Source organism: Mesorhizobium kowhaii (assembly GCF_042431665.1).
Lineage (GTDB): Bacteria > Pseudomonadota > Alphaproteobacteria > Rhizobiales > Rhizobiaceae > Mesorhizobium > Mesorhizobium kowhaii.
In genome coordinates, this window is sequence record NZ_JBHLYT010000200.1 from 1 (window position 1) to 1,188 (window position 1,188).

Genomic DNA, 1,188 nt, shown 5'->3' on the forward strand with positions numbered 1-1,188 from the left:
CAAGCTCCTTTGTCCGATGGAATGGGCTGCAAGCAGCCACCCCATGCTCGCGCAGTTGGAGCTCCTATTGAACGCCTGACCGGCACGACAGAGGACGCCATCAATACCGCGCCGTCGGCGTACACCCCCCTTGCCGCTCCGCCGCGGCGGAGCGGGTTAGTCCAACACGTTTTTAGCTCACCGTCGCGATCCACCACAGCGCGCTCTCGCCAGCCGCCTTTCTGCGCGACGCCAAGCTAAAAACGCTCTGCATTATGGCGAGGTGAGCATAACTTCAAAAAAGGCTTCACGTAATGCGGGGCGATCAACTTCACCTCATGGCCATACCTGCTCATCTCGCGGGCCCAATAATGCGCGCTGCCACAGGCTTCCATCACGATCACCGCTGGCGGCTGATCGGCCATAAATTTGGCAAAACTCCCCCGTGACAATTTCTTCCGGAACTTCAGCTCTCCCGTCATCGACGCCCCGTGGAGCTGAAAAACCGTCTTTGCCAAATCCACCCCGATCATTGTATCTTTCGTCACGGTTGCCGTCCTTTCCGCTCAGTGGCTGTAAACACCACTATCCTGGCACATTGCGATGCCATCTGGGGAGGGCGGCAACCACTCCATCTTTCAATGACACATCAAGGCCGATAAATTGGTCCATGGTTGTTGTTCTCCGATTGCTGCTGGGCCCGGGTCCGACTCGTGAGCCCGTTTTTCATCATATCGGGGAACAACCGCCGCCTATGCGCAAGGCTACAAAGCGGCACGTGGACGCGGCTCCCGCGATTACCCCATGTAATTACGATCCCCAAGCCGAGCATAAGGGGGAGATACGCCAGCCGTGACATTCAATAGGAACCCAGATCCGGAACGTCACTCACGATCGGCCGCTCGAGGAAGGCTTGACCTTTTAGGTCCATCTCCTTGAACAGCCGCGACACCTGGCTCTTAGAGCCTGCGCTTATGCCCCATAGCCTTGGCCAAGTCGTCTCCCGACCCGTCTAGCAGGCTTCTCTGATTGGGGTCGTTGAGGTCAAGTTACTCCTGCGTCTTTTTTTTGATCGTGTCGCCCCGCGGGTCACTCGCTTCTCTTTGCGGTCGACGTAAGGCCGCCGCATGATGGGGTCAGTAGAGCGAGGCGTCTCAATCTGTTGAACGACCTTGGGAGAGTTCGCCCAGGATCGTGCCTGCTAACGAG

At 57.7% G+C, this 1,188-nt stretch carries 1 pseudogene; it reads right to left on the reverse strand.

From position 1 onward, the window contains the following. Nucleotides 1–272: 272 nt before the first annotated feature. A pseudogene (locus ACFFNA_RS39350) lies at nucleotides 273–527 on the reverse strand (IS110 family RNA-guided transposase); the annotation flags it as partial. Nucleotides 528–1,188: the final 661 nt, after the last annotated feature.